This is a genomic window from Nocardia sp. NBC_01377 (assembly GCF_045040005.1).
In the GTDB taxonomy this organism is placed as follows: domain Bacteria; phylum Actinomycetota; class Actinomycetes; order Mycobacteriales; family Mycobacteriaceae; genus Nocardia; species Nocardia noduli.
In genome coordinates this window covers 2,757,496-2,781,863 of sequence record NZ_CP109566.1, presented here as the reverse complement: position 1 = coordinate 2,781,863, position 24,368 = coordinate 2,757,496, and the positions used below count along the sequence as shown (strand labels likewise).

Sequence of the window (24,368 nt, the reverse complement as noted above, 5' to 3'; positions counted from 1 at the left end):
GGCGAGGAGCCTCGCTCTTCCGGATGACATTCGATCCGCCCACCCGACGGTGCCGATGAGCGGGCCGCACGACCAGGAGACCGATCCTATGACTGTCGACGTACTGATCAAGGGCGGAACAATCATCGATGGTTCCGGCACGAATCCCGGCTACACCGGCGATGTCGCTGTTTCGGAAGGGCGAATCATCGAGATCGGCGGGCGGATCAGCTCCGCCGCGACGCACGTCATCGACGCCGACGGCGCTCTCGTGGTCCCGGGTTTCATAGATTTCCACACCCATTACGACGGCCAGTTCATCTGGGATGACCAGCTCGACCCGTCTTTCTCCCACGGCGTCACAACGGTGGTCGCGGGAAACTGCGGAGTCGGGTTCGCCCCCGCGGACGAAAAGCACCGCGGCCGCCTGATCGAACTGATGGAGGGCGTCGAGGACATTCCCGGCATCGTGCTCGACGAGGGTTTGGATTGGAGTTGGCGAAGCTTTCCCGAGTACCTGGATCGCATCGATGGCAAGGCATTCACAATGGACGTGGGAGTCCAACTCGCGCACGCGCCTCTGCGAGTGTTCGTCATGGGTGAGCGCGGATTGCACCACGAAAACGCGACGGCCGAGGATATCTCGGAGATGGCAAGCCTGGTCGAGCAAGCGATGCTCGCCGGAGCTCTCGGCGTATCGGCCGGGCGAGTGCTAGAGCACAAATCGGTGGCCGGGGCCCACGTTCCCGGAACGTTCGCCGAGCAGGAAGAACTCGTCGCCATCGCCGCGGCCATGGGACGCCACGGCACCGGAACCTTCCAGATCATTCCGCTCGGCGCTGTCGGTTCGGCACAGGATCGCGGGGCGTCGGTGCGGTCACGTCGTGAGGAGCACCGGCGGATAGAAGACCTGGCTCGCGCCTCGGGACGGCCGGTCACCTACCTGCTCCAACAGTTTCCCAGTGACCCGACCGACTGGAAAGCCATGCTGTCCTACACGGCCGAATCGACCGCGGCCGGGTTGCGGATCCGGCCGCAGACCTCTGCTCGCGGAATTGGAATGCTGTCGATGCTCGACGGCCACCATATCTTCCGATTCCGGCCCTCCTATCTGGAAATCGCTCATCTGCCGCGTGCACAGCGCGCTGCCGCGATGCGTGAGACCGACCGCAGGGCCGCCATCCTCGCCGAGGAGGACAGTGCGGCGGCGATGGCGAAGGACCCGACAGGAAGCGAACTCGTCCGCACCACGCGCGGTCGGGTCGGCTCCACTTTCAGGCTCGATATGCCGCTGGACTACGAGCCAGGACCAGACAAGCGTCTGGACGCGATCGCTCGCGCCCAGGGCGTCACGCCGCAAGAAGTTCTCTACGACCATCTCTCGGCCGCGCAGGGCGAGGGCATCACGGCCAGCTTTTTCCTCAACTATGGCGACAACAGCCTGGACGCGGTCTACGAGATGATGCGAAACCCGCTGGTCGCCAACGGCCTCGGCGACGGTGGAGCACATATGCGAATGATGTGCGACGCATCGATGCCCACCTTCACGTTGTCGTTCTGGGGTCGTGACCGCAGCCGTGGACCGCGCATCCCCTTGGAGTCGCTCGTGCACAAACTCACTCGCGACGGCGCACGACTCTACGGACTCACCGACCGCGGCCTGGTCGCCGAGGGGATGCGCGCGGACCTGAATGTGATCGACTTCCAGAGTCTCGGCTTGGAGACCCCGGTGATGACGCACGACCTGCCGAGCGGCGGTGGTCGGATTCTGCAGGGCGCGCGAGGCTATCTCGCTACCCTCGTCGATGGTGTCGTCACCCGCCGTCATGACGCCGCGACCGGCGCGAAGCCCGGTCGCTTGATTCGCGCGACAGCGGTGCGCGGATGACACCGGTGATCGAATACGTTCCAGGTAGTTCCGCGGGTCCCGGAATTCGGGTCATAACCATCGGTTGTCGCGGTGGTTGTTGGACTAACCGTGGCAGGGGTCACACAGTGAAGTGACCGGCTCGCTGCCGGGGCCGGTCGACGTGGGCCGGACGTGAGGTGCGAGCCGCAGTCTCCCTCACCGAACGCGGGGCCGACGCGCGAGGCGGAACAAGTCGGGCTCAACTTTGCGCAGGAGAGGAACAACCACCGTGAACTTGGCGGTCGACGATTTCGTCTATGACCCGTTCGGCAAGGAGGAGATGCGTAATCCCTTGCCGTTCTACGAGATCCTGCGCGAGCACCACCCCGTCTACTACATCGAGGCCTACGACACGTTCGTGCTGTCGCGGTTTCAGGACGTGTGGGACTTTCTGACCGTCGGCGACAACGCCTTCGTCACGAACGAAGGCAGCGTCATCAACCGCGCCGATCTACTGAAGCACAACGACGGCGCGACTTCCGACCCTCCCACCGCTCCGTTTCTGGGCACGCACCTGGCGTTCGGCGCCCCCGTGTACGAGCAGGTCCGGCAGGCGCACACCAGGCAATTGCGGCCCGGATCTGTGCGCAAACTCGAGCCGTTCGTCCGCAGCCTGGTGCGCGGGCGGCTGGACCAGCTTCTGCCCAAGGGCAGATTCGACCTGGTCCACGAATTCGGCGGCATCATCTCCGTCTCGACCATCTGTCACTTGTTCCACATCCCCGCCGACCAGGCAGGTGAGCTCCTCGACACCATCAACGCGGTCACCGCGACCGACGAGGAAGGTCATGGCTTCGCCAGGGACCCCCGGTTACAGAAAAAGATGCTGGAGTTCATCCGTCCCCTCGTCACCGCGCGTCGAGAGGACGGGCCCGACGGAAGCTGGAATCTGGTCGACGGCATGATCGATCTTCGCGTCGAGGGCCGTGAACTGTCCGATCTCGAGATCGCCGCAAACCTGACCTGTGTGCTCGTCGGAGGCACGGAGACCTTGCCCAAGGTGATCGGCCACGGACTGTGGGAACTCGCGCGCGACCCCGAGCAGCTCGCGGAAGTTCGTGACAACCTCGAGGTCAACGCGGCCGCGGCGGTGGAGGAGATGTTGCGCTACTGCGGCCCGGCCCAGTGGTTCGGGCGCACCGCCCGGGTCGAGGTCGAAGTCGCGGGCCGAGTGGTCGAGCCGGGACAGCGCGTGATCTATCTGGCGCAGGCGGCGAACCGGGATCCCCGCGAGTTCCACGATGCCGATCGGTTCATCTGGAATCGCGAGATCCCGCGGACCCTCGCATTCGGTCGCGGCCAGCACTTCTGTGTCGGTGTGCACCTGGCTCGCCTGGAAGCGCGGGTGATCGTCGAGGAGTTCCTGTCCGCGGTCGCCGAGTACGAAGTCGACGCCACCGAGGCCGTCCGTAGTCCGTCCAGTTTTCAGTGGGGCTACAGCCATCTACCCGTCGTGATCAATGGAGTCGCAGAGTGACCGCACAGTTCGATTACACGGGTAAGCGTGTCGTGGTCACCGGCAGTTCGTCGGGCATCGGCGCCGCGACAGCCCGAGCGCTGGCAACGGCCGGAGCGGAAGTGCACGGCGCTTCACGAACGGGCGACGCGACGGGCCTGGCCTCGTTCACTCCACTCGATCTCGCCGACCCCGCGTCCATCGAGGCGGCAGCCTCGGCGATCGGCGACCCGGTGCACGCGTTGTTCAACTGCGCCGGTGCGACACCGATGGTCGCCCCGCTGGACATCTTGAAGGTCAACTTCCTCGGCACCCGGCTGCTCACCGAACACATTCTCGCGCAGATGCCGCACGGCGGCGCAGTCGTCAACGTGTCCTCCGATGGCGGATACGCTTGGCGCAAGCGACAAAGCATCATCGTCGAGTTTCTCGCGGCGCGCACCTTCGACGCCGGCCTCGCGTGGTACGAGGCGCACAAGGACGAATCGGGGCACCCCTACGGCTTCGCCAAAGAGGCATTGAACGTGTGGACGATGCAGCAGTCGGCCACCCTGATCGGTCGAGGCATCCGGATCAATGTGTGCAGTCCGGGAGCCGTTCAGACGCCGATGCTCGAAGCCATCGAGGCCGTCTTCCCCTCCGAGATGATCGACGCCGTCACCGTACCGATCGGGCGGCGGTCCACCCCGGAAGAGCAGGCCGGTCCCCTGCTGTTCCTGAACAGTCCGGCGGCCTCGTACGTCAACGGAATCGACCTGCAAGTCGACGGCGGCTTCTGGGCCGGCCGGACCTTGGCGGGCGCGTTCCATTGACGCCCAGCTGGGCCGCACCTCACGGCGCGATCCACTCGGCCGGAACAAGAACACCCGCGCTCATCCAACCGGTAGGCACAAAGGAGTCGAAAGTATGAAGACCAACGGCGGCGTCATTCTCGCCAGGTCATTGCACGCGCTGGGAGTCTCCGAGGCGTTCGTCCTGCACGGAGGCCACCTGGACTCGTTCCTGATCGCGTGCAAAGACGTGTCGATCCGTCTGACCGACACCCGGCACGAAGCCACCGCCGGCCATGCCGCGGCCGCCTACGCTCGGGCGACCGGTCAGCTGGGCGTATGCGCTATCACCGCGGGCCCGGGGTTCACCAACGCCCTCACCGCGATGGCCGACGCCCATCTCGACGCCATCCCGACCTTGTTCATCGCCAGCTCCACGCCGCTGCGCGAGGTGGAGACCAACGCGTTGCAGGGTGGCCTCGATCAGGTCGCGATGGCACAGACCACGACGAAGTGGGCCCACCGGGTCACCCACGTGGAACGGATCCCCGATCTCGTGGACAAGGCCGTCCGCACCGCTCTGAGCGGTCGTCCGGGACCGGTTTACCTGGAAGTACCCATCGACGTGATGTTCGCGCCGTGGGAGGAGGAGATCGCGCTCCCGACCAAGCCCGTGGCGACCACCAGACCCGCACCGACGCCTGAAGCCGTCGACCGTATCCTGGAGATCCTCTCCACCGCACAACGTCCCGTGATCGTGGTCGGCGGCGGCGCACTGTTCTCCCCGCGCGCCTCCGACGAACTGAAATCGTTCGCTGAACAGACCGGTATCCCGGTCATCTACACCGCGAAGGCCAACGGCGTCCTTCCCGCCGACCACCCCTACAACCTCGGCCATGTCGGCACCCTCGCCGCGGCGGCGGCCGGAGCGAAACAGCCGCCGGACGTCGTCGTCCAGATCGGTTCACGCGCCGGAATGTCACTGGGCGGGCGCAGCGGTTCGATGATTCCCCACGATTCCATCCTCATCCAGATCGATGTCGACGGAGTCGAATTGGGACGGTTGAAGACTCCGGAGATCGCCGTTGTCGCCGATACCGGCGAAGCGATCGCCGCGCTCAGCCGCGGGCTCACCTCGTGGCCGGTCAAAGCGCCGACGAGCTGGGTGGAACTGCTGCGCAAACTCCGTGCCGGAATGGGTGGCATGTTCCACGACGTACCCGCGATCACCGAAGGCGGTTTCATTCACCCGCATGCCGCCGCCGCCGCGGTGGTGGAGGCGCTTTCACCGGACACGGCGATCGCCTACGACGGCGGTGAGACCCCCGCCTGGTTCGTCCCCCTGGGCCATTCGCCGGGCCCCGGCCTGTTCGCGGGCAACGGATATCTCGGCACTCTCGGAATCGGGCCGGGCTACGCCATCGGCATGGCCATCGCTCGCCCCGGCAAACCCGTCGCCGTCATCACAGGTGACGGCGCGGCAGGTTTCAACTTGGCGGAGTTCGACACCATGGCGCGTCATCGCCTGCCGATCACCACGATCATCTTCAACAACGCGTCGTGGGGAATCTCCCGGCACGGACAGGAATTGGTCTTCGGCAAGGGCAACACCGCGGTCGTGGACCTGGAGCGCACCGCATACCACGTCGCGGCTCAGGGGCTGGGTTGCCGAGGCGTCGAGGTGACACGACCCGAGCAGATCGGCCCGGCGATTCGTGAGGCCCAGGAGAGCGGAGTGCCGACCTGTATCAACATCATGATCGACGGCGATGTCATCCATCCGGCCATCGTGAGGATGGTCGGATACAGCGAGGACACCAACGAGATTCCGATCCCCTACTACGAGAACATTCCGATTCGTTGAGATAGGAAGACGACGCCGGTCTACTTCGTCGCCCGCGGATTCGCTACCCGCCGCACAGAACCGCCGCGGGTGGCATTCGATCGACGGCCGATGAACCGGAGTTCCGGGACATCGACCACGAGCGGTCCGGGAGTCACCGGCCTTGCGATCGCGCACCTACGACTCCCTGTTGCGGTTCACGGGCGGTCGCCGTCGAGGAGCAATTCCATGAGAACACCTACTCGTACCCGCGTCGAAGACGTCGTCGACTTCTTCGCCAAATGCCCGCGATGCGGCTATCCGGCTACCGCGACTCGCACTGTGCGCGAATTCGATTCGGGCACTACCGAATCCGAACTACTGGCCAGTTGCGGACTGCCTTGTGGATGGCAGCAGAAACTGGAGAAGCTGTCGGCGCGTCCACCTACCGACACCCCCTCCGCCGGAATACCCGGCCGCCCAGCCAACTGGAGTCCGCGCGCGAGATGATTCCGATGCGGCGGTAGTACATCTCTCGAAATAGAGAGTCGCCCGCACTCCGACAGCTCCGCGGCCTCGGATGTTTTGGGCACGAGAATTTTATGGCACGCCATACTGTAATGGAAACTATATATAATCGGAGGCGACGATGCCCGAAGAACACACGGACGGCACAGTTATCGACGAACTCTTCACGGCTCTGGAGAAGGGCGACGTGGACGCGGCGATCGCATGCCTCACCGAGGACGCCACGGTGTGGCACGCGTTCGATCGGGTCGCGCACGACACCCGCAGCATCCGCGAGGACTGGGATCAACTGATCGCCGGGTCCTCCACGCGCCGGGTCACCGACGTACGTCGCTCAGCCACCACAGAGGGTTTCGTCCAGCAACACCTGATGACCATCCACACACGAACCGGGGCGCAATTGGCCTGGCCCGTCTGCATCGTCGTACGAGTGCGGGACGGCCGAGTCGCCCGCCTCGACGAATATATCGACCGTGCGGGGCATTTCACCCCGACGGAGGACGACGCGACCACCCCCGGCCTGAAGCCGATCGAAACTTCCCGAGCAACCGAACAGTGATGGCTCGACCGCCCCGGAGGTAGACCGATGTCCACCAGTCATATCGATTCCCACGGCCCGGTTGCGACCCGAGATCTCGATGCCGCGGACCGAGATCTCGCCGAATACGGCGTGTGCGTCGTGCTCGACGCCCTGGAAGCGGACTTCCTCGACGAGGTCCGGACCGCTCTGTACCGCGCCGCCGAGAGCGACGATCGCCGAGGCCGCCGACTCGAATACGCCTACGGCCGAGACGACCATATCAACCAGCGAATCTGGAACCTGCCCAGTCGCGATCCGGTCTTCTGCGATCTGGCCGAACACCCGCTCGCGCTGCGGTTCGTCGAGGCGTCATTGGGCTGGCCCGCACTGCTGTCGAGCATGTCGGCCAATATCACGGCGGCACAGGGTGCCAGCATGCAACTGCACGCCGACCAGGGCTACATCCCGGGACCGTGGACACGGCCGCACGGCATCAACATCGCCTGGTGCGTCGATGATTTCACCCGCACCAACGGCGCCACCGTCTACGTGCCGAGCAGCCATCTGAAGAATCGCAACCAGCGGCGGGACGACGAGATAGGCGAGTTGGCACCCGTCGAAGCCCCGGCCGGGTCGATGATCGCCATGGACGGCAGGCTATGGCACACCAACGGCGTCAATACCGACGGCGTTCGCCGCGCGGGCATCTTCACCTGGTACACGCTGCCGATCTATATGCCCCAGGAGAACTGGTTCCTGTCGGCGAGTCCGTCCATTCGCCAATTCGGCTCGGAGACATTGCAAACGTTGCTCGGCTTCCGCCCCCAGGTCCTCGGTCGGATCAACGGACAGGATCGTCTCGAGAAGACCCCCGCAACCGAATGATGCGATCCGCTGTGTCAGCGGGTATGAACAGCCACCGTGGGAACTCGGCCACACCGCGCCGGTAATCGGCCGGATACGCGACCGGCCGCGAAAATCTTCTCGGAATACGGCCCGGATATGGACCACGCACCGGTGACACCGATGCGCCGTCCACATTCGGGTTCGTTCGGTCGCGGCGAGCTACCGCCTCCGCGCCGACAACGAGTCGGGGCGCGATCGCGGTAGATCGAGCGCCCGCGCTCCCACGTCAGCCGATCTGCAGCGCTTGGCCACCGTCGACGGTGATCTCGGCACCTGTCATGAAAGATGCCTGCGCGGATACCAGGAATGCCACCGCATCGGCGATCTCCGACGGCTGCGCCAGCCGTTGCCACGGCGACGACGCCGCGAGGCGCTGCTGCACCTGCTCGGTGAGCATCGGGGTCGCCACCGGGCCGGGGAATATCGCGTTCACCCGGATTCGATCAGGCGCGAGTTCGGCGGCTGCGACCTGCGTCAAGCCGCGCAATGCCCACTTGGACGCGCCGTAGGCCGCGTGGTTCGGAAAAGGTCGAAGCGCACCCGTACTGCAAGTGTTGACGATGACCGGGTCGGAAGCAGCCCTCAGATGCGGCAATGCCGTACGCATGCCCTGGAAGGCGCCGAGGCAGTTGATACGCCACAGGCGTTCGAAATCTTCGGTGGTCTCGGTCCCGAGAGGACAACGGTGCAGTACACCGGCGTTGTTGACCAACACGTCGAGACCACCGAATCGGTCGACCACGGCAGCTACCGTCTCTGCCCACTGCGATTCCGAAGTCACGTCCAACGAGAACGGGGCGATATCGGCGTCCCCGGACTCCGCGACGGCCGCCTCGAGCACATCGACCCGTAGGTCGCACGCCGCCACCGCGAATCCGTCGGCCCTCAGCCGCTCGACGATCGCCCAACCCTGCCCTCCTGCCGCGCCCGAGACAAGAGCCACCCGTCGGGCCGTCATCGTGCTCCGCCCGTCACACCGGTAGCCGGATGTTCACGAACCTCAACCTGTTGCTTCTGAACTGAACTGATCAAAACCATTACCTCCTGGCATTGGGATACACCCACCTCGGACTACTTCACGACACGGACGCGGAGCGCCGCGTTGTCCACTTCACACCAGCCTGGACCGATACCGTATGCAGTACGATACTTCGTACCGTACGCAGCTGAGATTCGACGGAGGAGCGTGAGCAGCCGATGGTAGGAACCGACAGCCCCGGTGCCACCGCACAAGTGGCACGTACGGCTCCGGCCCATCGACATCGCGGGCACCCGACACGCGTATCGCTCGCATCACGACCCCCTGTAGTTCGAATCACGTCCAGCACAGAGGCGTTCTCGGATCCCCTGCTCGCCGTAACCGAAGGACCATAGACATATGCCACGCACCCGCGAAACACCTGCTCGCGCGATCCGGAAACGTATCCTCGCAGCGCTGATCGGCAAGCGGGCAACCTTGATCGCCGCCATCCGCACCGGGGGGCGGTGAACCTCCCGCCGAATCCCGTGCGGGTCGCCCCGTGTCCGAGTAGCGTTCCGCCCGCCGGTGGCGGGCAATGGCAGCGAAGTTTTCGTCGTACGAGCAGGGGCACTCTCCGGTCCTTATCTGCGGCCTCGTCGCGTACGTCGGCTCCGATCGCTGAGTTCAGACGGATTCGACCCAGCGTCCAAGACCCTGGAGCACGATCTCCACGTAGCAGTCGACGACGTCCTGCTTGGTGAGATCCGGCCGTGACAGCCACCAATGGCCGAGGCGCTCGCCCACCCCGGAGATCGCGTGCCCCGATGCCTCGAGCAACTTCTCGGGCGCGCTGGGCGCCGCCGCCTAGTTCGATTATAGGTACCCGTCGTAATCCAGCTGGAGCACTGCACCCTGGTCGATTCGAGCGCTGCGCGAGATACTCACTGTGACTTGTCGAATCGGTATTCGTCCGACAGCTCGGCGAGCAATTCCCAGGTCTGCCGACGATCGGTCTCATCGGCCCCGACGATGTGCGCGGCGAAATCGGTCACCCCGAGCTCGGCGAATCCGGCAAGCCGGTCGCGCACCCTGGCGGCGGAACCGACCACCGACAGCTCGGCCACACCGCGAACACCTTCACGATCGAGCACCCGACTGTAGGACGGATGCTTGTCGTTGCCGCCCAAGCGCGCCTGGATGACTTCCCTGGCGCCGTCGGGATCGTCGGTCACCGTCACCGGCAGCGCGGCGACGACCCGGAAGGCGCCCTCCCTGCCCGCGGCCCGAATCGCGCCTCGCACCAAGCCACCGATTGTGGCCTCCGCCACCGACCAGGTCACAAGGCCGTCCGCCAGTTCCGTCGCGAGTCCGATCATGGCCGGATTCACCGCGCCTAGCAAAATCTCGGTCGGTTGGGTCACCGACCCCGCCGAACGACGTGCCTCGGCGCCGGACAGAATTGCCCGCAATTGCTCCAGATATGTTCGCGCGGTCTTCAGCGGGGGCCGCCAAATCTCCCCGAACAGGTCACGAGTGATGCTCTCGTGCGAAGTCCCGAGTCCGAGCACGAAACGACCGCCCACCGCCTCCTGAACGGTGCGTATCTGTTGGGCCAGGGCAAACGGCGAGCGCAACGGCATCGGCACGACAGCGGTGCCCAACTCGATCCCTCCGACCGCTTGACCGGCGATGGCCAGCGCGGTCAAGGTGTCCTGGCCGCCGAGCATCGGCGCCCAGTACCCATCGATCCCAGCGTCGGCGGCTCGACGCACCTCCGCGACCACAGCTTCCACCGATCCGACATTCGTCGTCGCGGAATGAATGGCGATTCGCATATGAATCCCGGCTCCTTTCGGTCCGATGCTCCTCCGGCGATTCGTGACGGGGCAGCAAGTGTCAGTTGCGGCGCCGCTCGAGCGACACACCGCCCATCGATCACGAGTCGTCAGCAGCGCGTATCCGGCAGACCCACCGGAGTAGTCCCGGCCGAACTCGCTATCAGCGCTGTGCCGCAATCGATTTCTTCATCGCCTCCAGATCGACCACCACCGGATACCCACATTCGGTGAGGGCATTGCCGTGCCCGAGCGAGTGGATATCGAACACGGACTGCACCGCGGTGGTGAATCCCTGGACGTCGAGGGTCTGATTGACAGCTCGTTTGGCCATCCGCAACGCGAACGGATGCTTGTCCGCGATCTGGCTCGCGAGCTCCCGGGTAGCCGAGTCCAGATCCGCGAGCGGAACGACTCGATTGACCATTCCGACATGCAACGCTTCCGCCGCGGTGATCGCACGACCGGTGAACAGGATCTCCTTGGCAAGCCGCGCGCCGAGTTCCCAGGTGTGGCCGTGGTATTCGACGCCACCGATACCCAATGTCGCGACCGGGTCCGAGAACTTGGCGTTGTCCGCAGCCACGATCAGATCACAGGGCCATGCCAACAGGAGACCACCCGCGATACAGACACCCTGCACCGCCGCGATCGACGGTTTCGGAATGTTGCGCCATTTCAGGGAATAGCCGACGAATGCCCGGGCCTCCCTCTCGTAGAGCGTGGCTACCGTCCACTTCGCCGACCGACCTTCGGCGGATTTCATCTCATGGCCGGATGAGAAGTGTTTTCCGTTGGCTCGCAATACGATAACCCGCACGTCCGGGTCGTCGGCGGCAGCGGTCCACAGCGCATCGAGCCGGTCCAGAAGTTCGAAGTTCTGCGCATTGGCGACCTCGGGACGGTCGAGGCTGATAGTCGCGATCCCGTCGGACACCTCGTAGGTGACAAGTTCGTCGGACATCATTCTCCAATCTGTTGTGAGACGCGTATCGACGTCTGCGGGGCGCACCAGGTGCGGAGGGTGTTCAGGCCCCGGATCGCATCGAGGATCACCGCGGGCGTGCCGGTGGGCCCTGCCGCATATCCCGAAGTCGTGGGACGACCGCGCCGCGCGTGGTGCGGCCGACCGTACGTGCGACGAACTCGGCGCCGTCACCGCGCCCTCGACGACCCACGCTCTTCCCGCCGGTGGCACACCGCATGCTCATCCGACTCCCGGCGGTCGATGCCGTCAGCCATGACGAGCCACCCATGTCCCTGCTGTTACGAAATTATGAACTATAATTCAAGCAGATTTACTGTCGATTGAACAGATGAACGGCCAATAATTCGAGCCACCGGTCATCCTCACCCCGGCCGACGCAGCCAAAGCACACCACCTGCGCGGCCGTCCCGTGGATCAACGGCTTCCAAGACTGCTTCGCCACCGGCGACATCCGCTCGATCGCAAGCTCCTACCACCCCAACCTCGGCGGTATGACAGCGGTCGCCGAACATCTCGCGCACTTGGGCAGCTGACAACCGACCCGCTGGGACGACAACTCACGAGCTCGAACCGGTGCCCGAAGACGATCCTGCTCGCGGTCACGAACACCGCGCCGTAGAGCGTGGCCAGACCGAAGCCATGGGTGACGGCGACGTTCACCATGTCTTCGGCGGGTTCGCCGAATGCCGGACCGGGCGCGGCGTTCACGAGCGAGGCGGGGTCGTCACCGTCGACAACCCGTGTCGCGAGGTAGGCGAGTTGGTTCTCGGGCACCCGAGGCAGGGCTTCGCGCAAGCTGCGAGCGACGCCGGTCGCCAGTAGCGATCCCATGACAGCGGTATTGATCGCCAGAAAAGTCAGGCACGCGGTCATGTCGATACCCGAGGCCGCACCCGAACGCGACTCGGGTACCGACGCGGTGGTCGTGTTCGTGACGGGTGTGTTGGTCAGCCCCAGTCCGGCCCCCGCGACGAGCGAACCGGGAAGGATACTCACCCAGTTCGGGTCACTCACCGAGCAGCCGAGGTAGAGCAGCAGCAGCCCCAGGCTGATGATCCCCAATCCGATCGGAATCATGGTGGGCGCACCGAAACGCAGTGCGAGCCGCTCCGCGATCGGCGGCAGGACAAAGGTGGGCAAGGTGTAACCCAGCAGCACGGTCGAGGCAACGGCGGCGACGTAGCCGAGACCGCGTTCCAGGTAGATCGGCAGGTAGATGATGAGGGGCCAGAAACTGAAGTTCATCCCTACCGCTCCCAGCAGTGCGCCACTGAAGGATCGGATGCGAAACAGCGGCAGCGGGAACATCGGCTCACCGGTCCGCAGCTCGATCAGGATGAAGGCGGTGAATGCCGCTACGGCAACGCCGAGCGCCGCGAGTCCGAGCGGACTGGTCAACCTACCGAGGGCGCCTGGGTGATGGAGAAAACGAGCGCGAGCAGCGCAACGCCGAGCGTCGTCATCCCGGGTAGGTCGAGCTTGCCCGGTGCGGGGTCATGGGATTCACGCACCCCGACAATGATCAACACCAGCGTGACCGCGGCGATGAGTACGTGCACGAGAAATACCCGGCGCCACCCTACGACGGCGACCACTCCCCCGCCGATGATCGGCCCGAACCCCAGCCCGACCCCACAGCCCGAACGCCCGAGCACGTTCACGGCTGCCTCGAAACCGCCGAGACAGAATGGCCAGACCACAGATCATCATCGACCCGCCCGCCGCGCCCTGACCGAACCTGCCGACGATCAGCATCCCCACGCCCGTGGCGAGACCGCACAACAGCGACGTGATACCGAAACCGGCTACGGCTGCGATGAACACGCGCCGACGACCGTGGCGGTCGGCGAGCACACCGGCCGCCACCAAGACGACGACGCTGGCGATCGTGTAGGCGTTCATGATCCACTGCAGGTCGGTGGACTACCGCCAAGAAGGTCGCCGACGAGCGGGAGAATCACGGGGACGCTGGATATCTCCAGCCCGAACATCAAGGCCGACAGGAAGATCGCGATGATCGCGACATCACCGCGACGCGCGGCATCGTTCGTCATGAACCAATCGTCGTCTCACGAACCGATGATGCGAACCGGCAATCAACGGCAACTCAGGCACTTTTGGTCCCTCACCGCGTTCATCCGCGTTCGTCTCACCATCGGCACGGGAAAACTCTTTCACGAATTTCTGGACAACACCCCGCAGATCCTCGAAGCACACCACCTCACCGGCGAGGACTGCTTTCTGCTCGAGGTCGTGGCGCGATCCATGCCCGACCTCGAGTCACTGGCCGAAAAACTGGTCACCTTCGGACACGTCACGACAAACCTCGTATTCAGCAGCCCTGCCGACAGGCGCGCGTTACCACCCAGCGCCTGAAGAATCGGTGCCCCGAACTACTCGAGCCACGCGCCGGGCGGCCGCAGCCTGAGCCCCGGCACGACCGGTCGGCCGTGAACAACGCTTCGCAATACCCAGACCCGCGCCGATGAACAGCACACCGCCGAGCATGAACCACGGATTCCACAGCACCAGACTCCACCGAGTTCGGGTGCGGCCCGACCTCGCGACAGCCACCGCCCGCATCCGCGGCCAGCGCGATCTCGACCAGGACACCGCGGGCCAGCAACGCCAGCCCGGCAAGCCCGATCATCCACGCCATGACCCGGCGTCGCCGACGCGGCATACTCACGGCCGCTGCCACACCGACGAAAACGGCACCGGCCAGAAGCGCGACAGCCACCCCCCACAAACCAGCGGCAACGAACATCGGCGGACGACGAGCCGCCAGATCCGAGCCCGCTGACGACGCCAGCCCCACAGCCCCACCCGAAGCCCAGAACAAGTGCACCGCCGCGAACACGCAGCTCCACACGACCGCGGCTACTACCCCCAATCCCTCTGAACCAACCTCATCCCACGCAGCTCAGGTTCCGGAGTTCCCAGCTCCTTGACGAAACCGTAGGGACTCCCGGGGGGGCGGCAGAGCGCCAGGGGCCGGGTCCCAGGTGACGAGGTGGCCGACAGCCGAGGCGCTCGGACGGTACTCCATGCGGTTCCTCTTGTTCCAATGCTCTTTGTCATGCCGAATTGCCATAACTAAAGAGGGGGACTCTCGGTGGACCAACACCGCCGACCCGATAGAATGAACACCAATGTGGACATTTGAATTGCAGTTCGGATAGGTTCGTGGTTGCGGTTCCGGGGTCAGGCCCAGCCGGGCCGCGCGAAGCAGCGGACCATGAAATCCGTTGGGTGGCTACATCATGCCGCTTGCTCGCGATGCCGCCGTCGACCTGGCGCGGGCCACCGAAGGCCGATCGGCGCGAACTGCGCACGGACGGCGCCCGGCAGCGACCATCACGAACATGGGCCCAGAAGGAAGCGAAATATGACCGCGAACAGCGAACTCTCCGAATCACGCAGAGGTGATGAAGCCGACTCCGAGTACAGCACCACACTCGATGAGCTTCTCGCGCGGGTGCGTCGCCTCGAGGACGAGGCCGCGATCAATCGGCTGATCATGACCTACGGTCCCGCCGCGGACGCGGGTCTGACCTCTTTCGCGGGTGGGCTGTGGCTCGAGGACGGCCTCTACGACTGGGATGCCGACGGGCAGCCGTACCAGGGCAGCGCCGAGGTCGACACCATGCTGCAGGCCGACCTGCACCAGAGCCTGATCGCCGCGGGCGTCGCGCATTTCGCCGGACCACTGCTCATCGACCTCCAGGGCGATGAGGCGACCGTACTCAACTACTCGCTCATCATGCGACGCGAGGAGGACCGCTCCTTCCTGTGGCGGGTCAGCGCGGTCCGCTGGGAAGTCGCCCGAACCGATAACGGATGGCGGGTACGCAGGCGCACCAATCGACTTCTCGACGCGACCGGGGGCGGACTCCGCTTGTTCCGGGACTCGCTGACCGAACTGTTCGAGGACGTCACACAGTGAGCACCGGGAGACTGGCAGGCAAAGTCGCGATCATCACCGGCGCCAGCACCGGCCTGGGGCCGGTCATGGCCGAGAACTTCGTCCGCGAAGGCGCGCGGGTGCTGCTCGCCGCGCGCCGGGAGGAACTCGTCCAGCAGGCCGCGAAGGAAGCGGGTGACGGTGCCATCGCCATGCGCGTCGACGTCACGAGCGAATCCGATGTCGCGGCGATGGTCGCACGCGCGATCGACGAGTTCGGGCACGTGGACATCCTCTGCAACAACGCCGCCACACCGGGAACCGACCTGTGGATCTGGGAGCAGACGCTCGAGAACTGGAACGCCACCATCGCGGTCGACGTCACCGCGGCGATGCTGTGCACGCGCGAGGTCATCAAACAGTCCATGCTGGCACGTCGCTCGGGCGTGATCCTCAACTTCTCCTCCACCGCCGCCTACAACGGCATGGAACGCAAAACGCACTACGTCACGGCGAAAGCGTCGCTGCGCGCGTTCACCAAGACCGTCGCGCTGGAGGCGGGACAGCACGGCATTCGCTGCAACTGCATCGTCCCGGGCAGCATCGACACCGAACTGTGGCAGAACTGGGTGAAGAGAATCGCCGACGAACAGGGGGTCGATGTCGAAACCCATCGCGCCAACCTGCTGCGATCGGTGCCGCTGCGCGATATCTCCTCCACCCAGGACGTCGCCAACCTCGCACTGTTCCTGGCCAGCGACGAAAGCCGGACGATCACGGGCCAGTCGATCCCCGTCGACGCCGGCGGGTACATGCAAGGATGACGAAACGATGACAGTGAAACTCTCAATCGTCACCCCGGTACTGTCGTTGACCAAGGGCGCCTACGGCCCCTGGGAGGTCACCGGAACCCTCGAGGATGTCGCACAGGTAGCCGAGACCGCCGACCGTCTCGGCTACCACCACCTCACCTGCAGTGAGCACATCGCGCTCCCCGCCGAGGCCCTGGACCGGCGCGGCGCGCGCTACTGGGATCCACTCGCGACGTTCGGCTACCTCGCAGCACGGACAAGGCAGATCCGTTTCGCGACACACGTTCTGGTGCTCGGCTACCACCACCCGCTCGAAATCGCCAAGCGCTACGGCACATTGGATGTGGTCAGCGACGGACGACTGATCCTCGGCGTCGGCGTCGGCACACTCAAAGAGGAATTCGACCTGATCGGCGCGCCCTTCGCCGACCGCGGACCGCGTGGTGACGACGCGATGCGCGCCCTGCGCGCATCGCTGTCCCAACCGAAACCGGCCTACCACGGCGAGTTCTACGACTTCGAGGACCTCGTGGTCGATCCATGTGCCGTGCAGGACCGAGTCCCGATCTGGACGGGCGGGCGCACACTCCGCTCGTTGCGACGGGCCGTGGAGTTGGCCGACGGCTGGACCCCTTTCGCCGTCGAACCGGAGCAGGCAAAGCAGTGGTTGGACAGGGTCGAACTCCCGGCGGACTTCGAGGTGGTGCTTCCTCCTGTCGAACCCCTCGATCCGATCAACGAACCCGGTCGCACCCAAGACACTCTCGCCGCCACCGCAGCGGCGGGGGCCACCATCGTGTCCGTCGGACAACCACACGAGACCCTCGAGCAGTACCTCGACTATCTCGAGGCTCTCGCCACCGTCCACGCCGCACTGGGTTCGACGTAACCATGGACAACGACCGATCGAACCGGCCTCCTTCGATGAACGAGGCCGGTTCATCCGGAGGGGCTTTCGAAGCTCTGACAAGCGACAATCGGCTCGGCATCACCCACTCGACAGGAATGAATAGCTATTCAAAACTATGACGTGATGTTACTGTCGAATGAACGGTGCGTAACGTCGATATAGGCACGTTCGTACGCCCGGGGCGGGGCGAGCCCCCAGCGGCAGGCCTCTTCATCGGGATGCCAGGAACAGAGGACGACATCAGTGACGAAGCACCCCCTTCCCGAGATCGGCTACTACGCCCTGGCCGGCGGCACCGCCGATCCCCGTGTTCTCATCGATGAGGCGGCCAGGGCCGAGCACTTGGGCATCGGTAGCGCCTTCATCTCCGAACGTCTCGGTGTCAAGGAGGCCGCCACCATAGCGGGCGCGATCGGGGCGGTGTCCTCCCAACTGGGTATCGCCACCGGGGTGACCAACTTCAATCTCCGCCACCCACTGGTCACCACGGCGCACGCGAGCACCATGCAAGCACTGACCCGGGGTCGTTACACGCTCGGAATCGGGCGCGGCGTCGCCGGCTCCTTGGGAGCCATGGGGTTGGGAGTCGCGACCACCGCGGAACTCGAGGATTTCGCCGGAATAGTCACGGCACTGATGAGCGGCGACCCACTCGTCGGACACGACGGCCCCGCGGGATCCTGGCCCTATCTGCAGGTCCGACCTCGGCCGGAATACTCTCTCCCCCTGTTGATGACGGCATTCGGTCCACGTTCACTGCGCCTGGCCGCGCGGTCGTTCGACGCGGTGGTTTTGCACACGTTCTTCAGCGACGAGACCACCCGACGATGCGTCCGGACAGTCCGCGAGGAATGCGAACGTATCGGTCGCGATCCTTCCGAGGTCAGAATCTGGTCGTGTTACGCGACCATCGATTCCGGTCTGCCGGAGGACGTCGTCCTGCAGAAGACCGTCGGTCGGCTATCCAGCTACCTGCAGGGATACGGCGATCTCATGGTCTCGACCAATCAATGGGATCCCTCGGTACTGCAGCGTTTCCGCGCCGACGAGGTCGTCACATCGATTCGCGGAGCCATCGATACGCTCGCAACGCCCGACCAACTTCGCCATATCGCGGAGATCTTTCCCCCCGAGTGGTTGGAAGCGGCCGCCGTCGGTTCCGCCGGTCACTGTGCCGCACTGGTCGACCGGCAGTTCGATCTCGGCGTCGACGGGGTGATCATGCACGGGAGCAACCCCGACGAACTCGCACCGATCATCGACGCATACCGCGAAATACGCAGACCGTCATTGCATCGAAACCTTCTCAACAACCCGGGCGCGCCACGGGAATCGGAACCATCCGTCGCAGCGGTGCCTTAAGGATCATCGTGTTGATCCGTTCGACGACTACCCGGTACACCAGCCTTCCCAGCCTCTCGGCCAGACCGGAGCAGGGAATCCGAACCACTACGACCGATTCTGGTTCAACGGCTTTAGCGACGATCTCATGTTCGGAATCGCGTTGTGCCACCACCCGAACAAGCAGATCACCGACGGCGCGTTCTCTGTCCTCCAGGACGGCAGACTTCGCTGCACTGCAGCGGTCGAATGAACTCGGATCCCGTCGACGTCAGCGGCGGCCCGCTCCGCATCGAGATCGTCGAACCGATGAAAGTGAACCGCGTCGTCGTCGACTCTCCCGACCACGGGATTCGTGCCGAGCTGACATACACCGCGACCACGGATGCCTTCGAAGAAACACATCAGACATCGTTCTCCGATAATCGGCAGCTGATGGACCTGACCCGTGCGACCCAATGGGGAATATGGACCGGTTTCATCGAGATCGACGGCAGGACAACCGCTCTCGGTGACGGCGTGTACGCGACGAAGGACCGCTCCTTGGGTGCTCGCCTGTCCCCCGGCGCCAAAGACGCCGCATCCATGAGACCTTCGAGCACCCTGTTCCTCTGGTCACCGATCCATTTCGAGTCGGAGTGCTTCCACTTCCTGACCTTCGAACGTGAGGACGGTACCCCGTGGGTCCATGACGCCGCCGTCGTGCCCAAACCGGCGGGCCCTCCGGCACGCATCGCTCACATCGACCACCAGATCACGTGGCTACCCGGTCATCGACGCGCACGAACCGCGGTCCTGACACCGCGGACCCCGGACCACGACAGCATGGGCTCGATCACCCTCGATCCCGGTCGGACGGGCCAGCGCGGGTGGCGGACTGGCCGCCGCGGTCGCGATCCTCGCTCGCGACAAAGGCGTCGTCCCCGTGTCGTTCCAACTGCTGATCTATCCGATGCTCGACGACCGCGCCGCGGGCCCGGCCACACCGTACGCGCACACCGGCGAATTCGTCTGGACCACCTCCGACAACGTCTACGGCTGGACGTCGTATCTCGGGCATGCGCCGGGAGTTGACGACGTCTCGCCGTACGCAGCCCCGGCCCGGGTCGAAGACGTTGCCGGCCTACCGCTTGCGTTCATCTGTGTGGGCACCCTCGACCTCTTCGTCGGTGAGGACATCACCTACGCGACACGACTGCTGGAGAAGGGGATTCCGACCGAACTGCACGCGCACCCCGGCTGCCCCCACGGCCACAACATGGTGCCCGGATCTCGACTGAGCATCATCCATGGCCGCGACTTCCTCGGCGCCCTCACCCGCCACTTCGGTGCGACCGTACCGGCTGCCGTCCGATAGGACATCACCGGGTGAGCATGCCGAGGTGCACCAGGATAGAGTCCAGCGGCGGGATTCCATCGATACAGCGTCAGGTTGCCGCGACGAACGAATTCCACGCGTTCACGATCGCCCGGACCAGATCCCGGATCTCCGAACGCGACTCGTCCTCCTCGCGCCAGACCACACAATAGTCGGCAGGCTCGATACCTTCGAGTGGGACGAAAACGACCCCCGGATGGGTATACCAGCGAGCTACCGAATCGGTGAAAGCGATGATGCCCAAGCCACTCGCGATGCCGACGAGTGTCTCATCGATCGTCGTGACCACGCGCAACCGATCACGCCCACGATCCCTTACCGGCAGATTGAACACCGTGCCCGCGGTCGGCACCATGAACACAGTCTCTTCGGCCAAGTCGTCTGAATTCAGAGTTCTCCGTGACGCGAGACGGTGGCCGGCGGGCAATGCGATCACCATGGTTTCGAGCCCGAGCCGGTGGAATCGCAATCGCCGCAACCGCTTGTCCTGCGGTAGCCAGATCAAACCGACGTCGGATTCACCGCCCTCTACTCCGGCACCTTTCTTCGACCAATCGGCGCGGCGCAACTCCACATGGATCTCAGGATGCCGCGCAGAGAATGATTCGATGATCTTCCCGAGAAAGTCCTGCCCGGGGGCGAGGTAGAATCCCAACGTGACTGTGCGGGTAGAGGTCGTCGCTCGCCGAACCGCGTGACGAGCTTCCTGGTCGAGTTCGATGATTTGACGGGCGTATTCGACCAACGCTTCACCCGCCGCAGTCAGCGTGACACCATCACGTCGGCGAACGAATAACCGAGCATCCAACTCACGTTCCAGGCTCGCGATTTGCTTGCTCAGAGCCGGCTGTGTAATGAAGAGACTCTCCGCCGCGCGAGTGAAGTGCAGTTCTTCCGCTGCGGCGAGAAAGTAACGCAAGTCCCTGGAGTTCACCGTACGACCTCCCGGGATTCGATGGACCTTGCCGAACTCCACCTCAGTGTATTCGTCGGCGAATACCGAGTAGATCGCGCCACTGACATCGGCCCGCAGCACAAGACAATGGGGCGTCCTCCAGCGCCTACATCCCGGATTGCGGTAGTTTCCGAGGTCAAGGCGACTCCGGGGGTATGACAGTGGTGGACCGTCTCGAGAGCGCTGGGTTGTGGCAGGAGAATCTCATGAATTCGTCGGCCCCGGTACCGCTTTCTCGTCCGGTCCGGTGGTGTCGATACTGATTCCTATCAGTTTGGTGTCCAAATACTCGTCGATGCCCGCTGCGGCGCCCTCACGCCCGAGGCCACTCTCTTTGACGCCGCCGAACGGAGCCGCGGCCGAGGTCGGATTGATGTCGTTGATACCGACCATTCCGAAGCGCAATTTCTCGCTCACGCGCATCGCGCGGGAAAGGTCTCGGGTGTAGACATACGAGGCCAGACCGTAATCGGTGTCGTTGGCCATGCGGATGACTTCGTTCTCATCGTCGAAAACGGTCACACCGGCGATCGGTCCGAAGGTTTCCTCACGGTAGATATCCATCTCGGGCGTAATACCGGAGAGCACCGTCGGAGCGAAGAAGTAGCCGCCGTCGAAACCTGCACCGGTCAGACGGCCACCACCCGTGAGAACTTGCGCGCCGTGCTCGCGCGCGTTGTCCACCTGTCGTTGCATACGCTCGACCGAGGACTCGTCGATCAAGGGCCCGACGCCGCTCGCGGCATCGAGACCGTTACCCGGACGCAGTTTGTCGGTCCGCGCGACCAGCGTCTCCAAGAAACGGTCGGCGATCGAACGATGGACATAGATCCGGTTGGGGCTGATGCACGCCTGGCCGGTATTGAGGAACTTCACCAATGTCGCGCCCTTGGCCGCGTGCACCGGGTCGGCGTCGGGGAACACGATGAACGGCGCGTGTCCGCCGAGTTCCAGGGAAACTCGCTTGATGGTCGACGCGGCCTCGCGGGCCAGTAGCTTGCCGACCTCGGTCGAGCCGGTGAAGGTGATCTTGCGAACGGCCTTGCTGGCAAGAACCGCTTCGCTGAACATACGCGGGTTTCGAGTGGTTATCAGATTGACGACCCCCGCAGGCACACCGGCATCCTCGAAGATCTGGAACATCACGATCGCGGTCAGCGGGGTTTGGCTGGCAGGCTTCAAGACCACCGACGCCCCCGCCGCGAGCGCCGGCGCCACTTTACGAGTAATCATCGAAACCGGATAGTTCCACGGTGTGATCGCAGCGACCACACCGACAGGCTGCCGCAGAACGACGAACCGCTGATCCGGGCGAGCCGAAGGAATGGTCGAACCGTAGACGCGTTTGGCCTCTTCGGCGAACCAGATCAGGAAGTCGGCACCGTATGCGACCTCCGTACGTGCCGCCCTCAGCGGTTTACCCTGCTCCATGGTCATCAGGACCGCCAATTCCTCGGCGCGCTCCAGCATGATTCGGTGCGCGTTCACGAGAACCTTCGAGCGCTCGTACGCGGTCTGGCCGGACCAGTCGTCGAATGCCGATTCGGCTGCTCCGATAGCCGTGGCGACATCCACCGCCTGCCCCGCCGCCACCTCCGAGATTATCCCTCCCGTAGCAGGATTGGCGACATCGAAAGTCTCGCCAGCGGGTGCCGGTCCCCACTTTCCGTTGATATACAGCGACTCTCGGGTCGCCCGTGGGTCATCGAACAACGGTAGCGTCATACCTGCCTCCATGGCGGCGATCTCGATGCGGACACCCGAGGCAAAGCCAAAGGTCATTACCGACGACCGCGGCGACAAACTCATCGCGGCGCCATCCCACACTCGGTCGAGGCCGAGAATCCGAGTGTTGGTCAAGGGCTCGGAAGCGCGCGACACTACCAACGAACCCTTCTTCGATATCTGCTAGCGGAGGCACCGATGGCTTCAGATCTTCGCTGTGGCTTTGTTCTTCGTGACAGGTTCGGCAAGGCGCTGCTCGTCGACGATGACCTGTAGGCGTGCGATCGTCGCTTCCAGGCCATCGCCCATTCGCTTGCCAGGAGTGAAGGTCGCGGGCAGCTTCTGCATACCGTTGATGAAGCCGATCGACGGATAATGAATCGCGCCCGCTTCGTCGCAGACGAAGTCCGGTATACGGTCGAGCACTTGGGTCAGCATCCGCTTGAACAGATTTCGTGCGAGATTCGACCCGATGCACCGGTGTACACCGAGACCGAAACTCGCATGGCGGTTACCTGTGCGGTCGAGGTCGATCTCGTCGGGATTCGGGAAGATATCCGGATTCCGGTTCGCCATGGACCACGACAACCAGAGCCGATCGCCTTCCTTCAATTCGACACCGTCGATCACGGCGTCCATCGCGACCGTCCGACCGTCACCCTGCGCGGGAGTGTAGAAACGCAAGAACTCCTCGGTCGCCGAATCCAGCATCGTATCCAGGTTGCGGCGCAGTTCCTCGCGTTGGTCGGGATGTTGCGAGAGCCACTCCAGTGAATGAGCGGTCAACGCCGTGGTCGTATCGAATCCGCCACCGATCAGCAGCTTGCACGATCCCAGAACATCCGCGTGGGGAACCATCTCTTCACCGTCGATCGAGAGCGTGTTCAGCGCATGGATCAGTCCCGGTCGCGGTTCCTCTCGAATCTTCTCGATCCAACTGCTCAGATGTTTGTCGGACTCGGCGAGGCGCCTGACCACATCGAAGATCTCCGGCGATGTCGGATCCGTATACACCGACGCGTGAACGGGCTCGCAGTAGACGTCCCAGTCCGCCAGAGGCATCCCGAGCAGACCCATCGTCAGCACGGCAGGCACGATATTGGCGAGGTCGTCGATAAAATCGATCCGGCCCGATTCGATGACCTCATCGAGGCACGCCCGGGTGAGTTCATCGATCACGGGCACCCAACGCGCGACCGCGGCAGGGGACAGATGCGGGTTCAACTGTTTGCGAAAGTCCTGCTGTTCCGGCGGATCCATCTCGATGAATCCACTTCGCCCCCTCGTGCCGGGCTGGCCTGGAATCTGAATTCCCTGATAGCCCTTCCGCTCTCCCTTCGCGTCGTAGTCACTCGACAGGAGGCCGGGCTGGCGGGCGACCTCGAAGACCTGCGGCATATCGTTGGCCACCCAGTAGCCGCCGTAGGAGTCCGACCATGCGATCGGGCACTTGCTGTGCAATTCTTTGGTCCGCTCGTCTACCGAGTCACGAAAACCCTTGCTGTGACGCTCGAAAACGATGGGGCAACCTTTGGTCCCCAGCGCGCTCGGAACGTTGTTTTCAGTCATAGATGATTCCTCGGTCGATCACAGTTCGATAATTGCGCGCTCGGGGCACGACAGGATTGCCTGGCAGATGGTCTCGATCTGGTCTGCCGGAACCGCGCCT

Annotated in this window: 24 protein-coding genes; 13 read left to right on the top strand and 11 right to left on the bottom strand. The window is 64.2% G+C overall.

What is annotated here, in order from left to right; genetic code table 11:
• The first annotated feature begins 88 nt into the window (after positions 1 to 88).
• From OG225_RS12815 to OG225_RS12785, 7 genes are all read left to right on the top strand, one after another.
• Entirely contained in the window at positions 89 to 1,867 is a 1,779-nt protein-coding gene (locus OG225_RS12815; RefSeq protein ID WP_405181865.1) for an amidohydrolase family protein, read from the top strand.
• 250 nt (positions 1,868 to 2,117) lie between these two features.
• On the top strand, positions 2,118 to 3,365 hold the full coding sequence (locus OG225_RS12810; protein ID WP_405181864.1) for a cytochrome P450: 1,248 nt from the start codon (positions 2,118 to 2,120) through the stop codon (positions 3,363 to 3,365).
• A complete protein-coding gene (locus OG225_RS12805) occupies positions 3,362 to 4,156 on the top strand; it encodes a coniferyl-alcohol dehydrogenase (RefSeq protein ID WP_405181863.1) in 795 nt (264 codons plus the stop codon). Before OG225_RS12810 ends, OG225_RS12805 begins: the two co-directional genes overlap by 4 nt.
• Positions 4,157 to 4,250: 94 nt before the next feature.
• Positions 4,251 to 5,978: a thiamine pyrophosphate-binding protein gene (locus OG225_RS12800; RefSeq protein WP_405181862.1), complete on the top strand. Its 1,728-nt coding sequence runs from the start codon at positions 4,251 to 4,253 to the stop codon at positions 5,976 to 5,978.
• Positions 5,979 to 6,185: 207 nt separating this feature from the next.
• Positions 6,186 to 6,446: a hypothetical protein gene (locus tag OG225_RS12795; protein WP_405181861.1), complete on the top strand. Its 261-nt coding sequence runs from the start codon at positions 6,186 to 6,188 to the stop codon at positions 6,444 to 6,446.
• A gap of 139 nt (positions 6,447 to 6,585) precedes the next feature.
• Positions 6,586 to 7,023 carry a nuclear transport factor 2 family protein gene (locus OG225_RS12790; protein WP_405181860.1) on the top strand — a complete coding sequence of 146 codons (438 nt, stop codon included), beginning with the start codon at positions 6,586 to 6,588 and terminating at the stop codon, positions 7,021 to 7,023.
• A gap of 27 nt (positions 7,024 to 7,050) precedes the next feature.
• Positions 7,051 to 7,869, top strand: a complete 819-nt coding sequence (locus OG225_RS12785; RefSeq protein ID WP_405181859.1) for a phytanoyl-CoA dioxygenase family protein — start codon at positions 7,051 to 7,053, stop codon at positions 7,867 to 7,869.
• A gap of 247 nt (positions 7,870 to 8,116) precedes the next feature.
• Here OG225_RS12785 and OG225_RS12780 read toward each other — a convergent pair whose 3' ends face one another.
• The 7 genes from OG225_RS12780 to OG225_RS12750 form a co-directional block, all read right to left on the bottom strand.
• Positions 8,117 to 8,848 (bottom strand): SDR family NAD(P)-dependent oxidoreductase, encoded by a 732-nt coding sequence (locus tag OG225_RS12780; protein ID WP_405181858.1) that lies wholly within the window; start codon positions 8,846 to 8,848, stop codon positions 8,117 to 8,119.
• Between the two features lie 687 nt (positions 8,849 to 9,535).
• Positions 9,536 to 9,688: a hypothetical protein gene (locus OG225_RS12775; RefSeq protein WP_405181857.1), complete on the bottom strand. Its 153-nt coding sequence runs from the start codon at positions 9,686 to 9,688 to the stop codon at positions 9,536 to 9,538.
• Positions 9,689 to 9,792: 104 nt separating this feature from the next.
• Positions 9,793 to 10,686 carry an LLM class flavin-dependent oxidoreductase gene (locus OG225_RS12770; protein WP_405181856.1) on the bottom strand — a complete coding sequence of 298 codons (894 nt, stop codon included), beginning with the start codon at positions 10,684 to 10,686 and terminating at the stop codon, positions 9,793 to 9,795.
• Positions 10,687 to 10,849: 163 nt separating this feature from the next.
• A complete protein-coding gene (locus tag OG225_RS12765) occupies positions 10,850 to 11,650 on the bottom strand; it encodes an enoyl-CoA hydratase (RefSeq protein ID WP_405183259.1) in 801 nt (266 codons plus the stop codon).
• A 438-nt stretch (positions 11,651 to 12,088) separates the two neighbouring features.
• On the bottom strand, positions 12,089 to 13,072 hold the full coding sequence (locus OG225_RS12760) for an MFS transporter (protein WP_405181855.1): 984 nt from the start codon (positions 13,070 to 13,072) through the stop codon (positions 12,089 to 12,091).
• A complete protein-coding gene (locus OG225_RS12755; protein WP_405183538.1) occupies positions 13,069 to 13,269 on the bottom strand; it encodes a hypothetical protein in 201 nt (66 codons plus the stop codon). The genes OG225_RS12760 and OG225_RS12755 overlap by 4 nt, the downstream gene beginning before the upstream one ends.
• Entirely contained in the window at positions 13,178 to 13,576 is a 399-nt protein-coding gene (locus OG225_RS12750) for an MFS transporter (protein WP_405181854.1), read from the bottom strand. Before OG225_RS12750 ends, OG225_RS12755 begins: the two co-directional genes overlap by 92 nt.
• 111 nt (positions 13,577 to 13,687) lie before the next feature.
• On the opposite strand from OG225_RS12750, the gene OG225_RS12745 reads away from it, so the two are divergent.
• Positions 13,688 to 14,050, top strand: a complete 363-nt coding sequence (locus tag OG225_RS12745; protein ID WP_405181853.1) for an Lrp/AsnC ligand binding domain-containing protein — start codon at positions 13,688 to 13,690, stop codon at positions 14,048 to 14,050.
• Here the strand turns inward: OG225_RS12745 and OG225_RS12740 are convergent.
• Positions 14,007 to 14,492: a hypothetical protein gene (locus OG225_RS12740; protein WP_405183258.1), complete on the bottom strand. Its 486-nt coding sequence runs from the start codon at positions 14,490 to 14,492 to the stop codon at positions 14,007 to 14,009. The two genes, OG225_RS12745 and OG225_RS12740, sit on opposite strands and share 44 nt — an antisense overlap.
• A gap of 570 nt (positions 14,493 to 15,062) precedes the next feature.
• Between OG225_RS12740 and OG225_RS12735 the strand changes: the two genes are divergently transcribed.
• The 5 genes from OG225_RS12735 (at position 15,063) to OG225_RS12715 (ending at position 19,998) form a co-directional block, all read left to right on the top strand.
• Positions 15,063 to 15,620, top strand: a complete 558-nt coding sequence (locus OG225_RS12735) for a nuclear transport factor 2 family protein (protein ID WP_405181852.1) — start codon at positions 15,063 to 15,065, stop codon at positions 15,618 to 15,620.
• Positions 15,617 to 16,402 (top strand): SDR family NAD(P)-dependent oxidoreductase, encoded by a 786-nt coding sequence (locus OG225_RS12730; RefSeq protein ID WP_405181851.1) that lies wholly within the window; start codon positions 15,617 to 15,619, stop codon positions 16,400 to 16,402. Before OG225_RS12735 ends, OG225_RS12730 begins: the two co-directional genes overlap by 4 nt.
• A 7-nt stretch (positions 16,403 to 16,409) precedes the next feature.
• Complete coding sequence (locus OG225_RS12725) at positions 16,410 to 17,279, top strand: TIGR03619 family F420-dependent LLM class oxidoreductase (RefSeq protein WP_405181850.1); 870 nt, start codon at positions 16,410 to 16,412, stop codon at positions 17,277 to 17,279.
• 264 nt (positions 17,280 to 17,543) lie between these two features.
• On the top strand, positions 17,544 to 18,662 hold the full coding sequence (locus tag OG225_RS12720) for a TIGR03857 family LLM class F420-dependent oxidoreductase (RefSeq protein ID WP_405181849.1): 1,119 nt from the start codon (positions 17,544 to 17,546) through the stop codon (positions 18,660 to 18,662).
• Positions 18,663 to 19,485: 823 nt separating this feature from the next.
• Complete coding sequence (locus OG225_RS12715) at positions 19,486 to 19,998, top strand: alpha/beta hydrolase fold domain-containing protein (protein WP_405183257.1); 513 nt, start codon at positions 19,486 to 19,488, stop codon at positions 19,996 to 19,998.
• A 70-nt stretch (positions 19,999 to 20,068) separates the two neighbouring features.
• Here OG225_RS12715 and OG225_RS12710 read toward each other — a convergent pair whose 3' ends face one another.
• The 3 genes from OG225_RS12710 to OG225_RS12700 all read right to left on the bottom strand — a co-directional run bounded on the left by OG225_RS12710 (position 20,069) and on the right by OG225_RS12700 (position 24,268).
• Entirely contained in the window at positions 20,069 to 21,055 is a 987-nt protein-coding gene (locus tag OG225_RS12710; protein WP_405181848.1) for a LysR family transcriptional regulator, read from the bottom strand.
• Positions 21,056 to 21,178: 123 nt separating this feature from the next.
• Entirely contained in the window at positions 21,179 to 22,699 is a 1,521-nt protein-coding gene (locus OG225_RS12705) for an NAD-dependent succinate-semialdehyde dehydrogenase (RefSeq protein WP_405183256.1), read from the bottom strand.
• 204 nt (positions 22,700 to 22,903) lie between these two features.
• A complete protein-coding gene (locus tag OG225_RS12700) occupies positions 22,904 to 24,268 on the bottom strand; it encodes a cytochrome P450 (protein WP_216911087.1) in 1,365 nt (454 codons plus the stop codon).
• Between the last annotated feature and the right edge of the window lie 100 nt (positions 24,269 to 24,368).

Bases quoted from the DNA above. Each gene is read 5' to 3' on its own strand.
- OG225_RS12770 (WP_405181856.1), bottom strand. From the start codon at position 10,686: ATGCGAATCGCCATTCATTCCGCGACGACGAATGTCGGATCGGTGGAA.
- OG225_RS12725 (WP_405181850.1), top strand. From the start codon at position 16,410: ATGACAGTGAAACTCTCAATCGTCACCCCGGTACTGTCGTTGACCAAG.
- OG225_RS12750 (WP_405181854.1), bottom strand. From the start codon at position 13,576: ATGAACGCCTACACGATCGCCAGCGTCGTCGTCTTGGTGGCGGCCGGT.
- OG225_RS12780 (WP_405181858.1), bottom strand. From the start codon at position 8,848: ATGACGGCCCGACGGGTGGCTCTTGTCTCGGGCGCGGCAGGAGGGCAG.
- OG225_RS12705 (WP_405183256.1), bottom strand. From the start codon at position 22,699: ATGACGCTACCGTTGTTCGATGACCCACGGGCGACCCGAGAGTCGCTG.
- OG225_RS12815 (WP_405181865.1), top strand. From the start codon at position 89: ATGACTGTCGACGTACTGATCAAGGGCGGAACAATCATCGATGGTTCC.
- OG225_RS12745 (WP_405181853.1), top strand. From the start codon at position 13,688: ATGATCGCGACATCACCGCGACGCGCGGCATCGTTCGTCATGAACCAA.
- OG225_RS12795 (WP_405181861.1), top strand. From the start codon at position 6,186: ATGAGAACACCTACTCGTACCCGCGTCGAAGACGTCGTCGACTTCTTC.
- OG225_RS12735 (WP_405181852.1), top strand. From the start codon at position 15,063: ATGACCGCGAACAGCGAACTCTCCGAATCACGCAGAGGTGATGAAGCC.
- OG225_RS12765 (WP_405183259.1), bottom strand. From the start codon at position 11,650: ATGTCCGACGAACTTGTCACCTACGAGGTGTCCGACGGGATCGCGACT.
- OG225_RS12700 (WP_216911087.1), bottom strand. From the start codon at position 24,268: ATGACTGAAAACAACGTTCCGAGCGCGCTGGGGACCAAAGGTTGCCCC.
- OG225_RS12790 (WP_405181860.1), top strand. From the start codon at position 6,586: ATGCCCGAAGAACACACGGACGGCACAGTTATCGACGAACTCTTCACG.
- OG225_RS12800 (WP_405181862.1), top strand. From the start codon at position 4,251: ATGAAGACCAACGGCGGCGTCATTCTCGCCAGGTCATTGCACGCGCTG.
- OG225_RS12785 (WP_405181859.1), top strand. From the start codon at position 7,051: ATGTCCACCAGTCATATCGATTCCCACGGCCCGGTTGCGACCCGAGAT.